The organism is Mesorhizobium sp. M7A.F.Ca.MR.245.00.0.0, assembly GCF_003997415.1.
Taxonomy (GTDB): domain Bacteria; phylum Pseudomonadota; class Alphaproteobacteria; order Rhizobiales; family Rhizobiaceae; genus Mesorhizobium.
Genome location: NZ_RZTE01000058.1, coordinates 1 through 2,421 on the forward strand (window position 1 = coordinate 1; position 2,421 = coordinate 2,421).

The 2,421-nt window shown below is 63.1% G+C and carries 3 protein-coding genes and 1 pseudogene (1 of these 4 only partly in view); 1 reads left to right on the forward strand and 3 read right to left on the reverse strand.

The window, feature by feature from the left end:
• Positions 1-175: 175 nt before the first annotated feature.
• The 3 genes from EOB80_RS31780 to EOB80_RS31790 form a co-directional block, all read right to left on the reverse strand.
• On the reverse strand, positions 176-349 hold the full coding sequence (locus EOB80_RS31780) for a hypothetical protein (protein WP_174800322.1): 174 nt from the start codon (positions 347-349) through the stop codon (positions 176-178).
• Positions 350-418: 69 nt separating this feature from the next.
• Positions 419-1,618 (reverse strand): cytochrome c peroxidase, encoded by a 1,200-nt coding sequence (locus EOB80_RS31785; protein WP_127331863.1) that lies wholly within the window; start codon positions 1,616-1,618, stop codon positions 419-421.
• Positions 1,619-1,625: 7 nt separating this feature from the next.
• Complete coding sequence (locus EOB80_RS31790; RefSeq protein ID WP_027039042.1) at positions 1,626-2,075, reverse strand: FixH family protein; 450 nt, start codon at positions 2,073-2,075, stop codon at positions 1,626-1,628.
• A 151-nt stretch (positions 2,076-2,226) separates the two neighbouring features.
• Here EOB80_RS31790 and EOB80_RS31795 point away from each other — a divergent pair.
• Positions 2,227-2,421: pseudogene (locus tag EOB80_RS31795) on the forward strand (sugar kinase) (it continues 722 nt past the right edge of the window).

A 2,421-nucleotide genomic window follows, 5' to 3' on the forward strand; every position in this document is an offset into this window, starting at 1 on the left:
CGACCTCGGCCGAAGAATGCAGCGGAGCAGAATTCCGCACCGCAGCAGCGCTTCCGAGTCCCGGCATGGATCCTGGGGTCTGCGCCGCGTCGCTTCGCTCCTTGCTACGCCCCAGGATGACGAAGCGATGGATGTTTGCGCCAATCGCCGAAGCATACGGTCCGTGCTTAAGGAATTAGGCGCTCAGCGGTCGCCCCACGACTTTGGCTTCCTGTTTCTCGCACCGAGCCTTGATCGAAGCCTCTGCGATTGCGAATTCCTCTTCCAATGCCTCATATTGGGCAGCGAATTTTGAATCCTTGAACCATTCCTTGGCGGCTTCCTCGACGGGAATCATACTCCGGCTCATAGAACCTCCTTTGCTCGCTTCAGCACCAACTCGCCTCGCTTCGCTCAACTATTCCTATCGCCGGCAACCTCACTCCGCCAGCGTCTTCAAAAACGCCACCAGCGCCGCACGCTCTCGGTCTGAAAGCTCCAGCGGATGAACCTCCGACACACCCTCAACGCTGGGCGCGGCCTTGGCGTAGTGCGCCACCACCTCGTCGAGCGACGAAAACTGGCCGGCATGCATATAGGGCGGCCGCGTTGCCGCTCCGCGCAGCGATGGCGTCTTGTAGGCGCGAACGAGTTCGGGCGCATCCTTGACCATGAAGCGCAACTCGCCGCAGGCGCTGGCGTCGCCATCGCGATAAGCGCCGAAGCAGTTGAACGGGTCCGCCTCGACTTGGTGCACGGCCTCGATACGGCCGCGATCCGGCGGCAGGCCCGCAACGGATGGCACGCCGGTGTTGTGGAAGCTGTTGTCGGTGAAGCGCGAGCCGTTGTGACAGGTCACGCAATTGGCCTTGCCGATGAACAGTTTAAGCCCAAGGATTTCTTGTTTGGAAAAGACAGCATCGCCCTTCGGCTCGGCACCGGTGGCGAGGTCCAGCGCAAAGCGGTCGAAGCGCGTTGGCGCCGGCGCGATCGAGCGTTCGAAGGCGGCAATCGCCTTGCCTAAATTGGCAAAGACGCCGTTGATAGCGTCACGCTGCGGGCCGCTCATGGCATTCCAGGCCGCCCTCTCGACATCGTTTCCAAGCGGGCTGGCATCCAACGGCATGCCGGAAAAATCAGGCAGCGGCCCGAAGATGCGCTCATAGCGTTCGCCGAAGCGCGCCTTGATGTAATGCGCGTAGGCGGTGCGGTTTCCCGCCTGCTCCAGCGGGTTTTCGAGCGGCGTCAGCGCTTGCGCCCACAGGCTGTCGCGACGGCCATCCCAGAAGAACCAGGGATCGCGCGCGACGCCGGCCAGTGGCATGGTGCGCCGGCTGGTACGGCCGACCCCGACAGCCTGCGGCAGGTCGTCCTGGAACTGGCGGTCGATCTTGTGGCATGTCGAACAGGATATCGACCCGTCACCGCTCATGCCCTGGTCGAAGAACAGCGTCGAGCCGAGTGCGGCAGCCGCCGGCACGTCGGCAAAACGATTGGTGGTGTCGGGCTTGAGCGCCGGCAGCGACGACAGCGCCAGCGAGGCGATGGTCGTCTTTTCGGCGTCGGAAAAATCCGGCTTCGTGCAACCGGCAAGGACAACGGCCACCATCAGCGCCAGAAAACGCGAACGCCGCCTCATGTCCTGCTCACAGCACCACGTTGAAGAGCACCGTGTCGGAGCCGGCGGTGGCCGAGATGGCGAAATGTAACTGCCACCAGCCGCTCATGGTGAATTTCACTCCTTCGATTCGATAACGCCCGTCGCCGAGATAGTCGGTTGCCTGCGGGCTGGTCGGCAGGCCGTGACTGTGCAGTGGCATGCCGCCCGAAATCGCGATCGCGGCACCTTCCACCGGAACACCTGCCTTTGTCTTCAAGGTCAGCAGCCAGGATTGCAGTTCGCCTTGCCGTACGACACCCCGCTCCGGCGCGAAGCTGGCCACGAACAGCGCGTTGGCGGTGTTCTTCGTCCGCGAGACATCCGGGCCGGCAGGCAGCGACGACCGCGGCGCCGTCAGGAAGACGACCGCGAGAATGCCGACCAGCAAGGCAGCCAGACCAAGACCCGCCAGAAGATAACGCCATATCGATGCCAAACCGGTTCCTCTTCCGCAGACAACGCTCTGCCGGACGGATCGCATCCCGCCAGCCTGTGGGAAAACGCTGTGACGGAAAAAACCCTGCTTGCCAAGCATGGCGCTGCCGGTGGCAAAAAGCTACAGCACCGGGATCACTGGAGGATTGTAGATGGCGGGAAACGGCGTCGCCTCGATCGGCGAATGCATGCTCGAACTGTCGGGCCAGACGGGACCGAACTGGCGCATGGGCTTTGCCGGCGACACGTTCAACACGCTGTGGGCGCTGCACGCGCTGAGCACCGAGCGGCCGGCAACCTATGTCTCAGCCTTCGGCGACGATCCGTTCTCGCAAGGCCAGATCGAT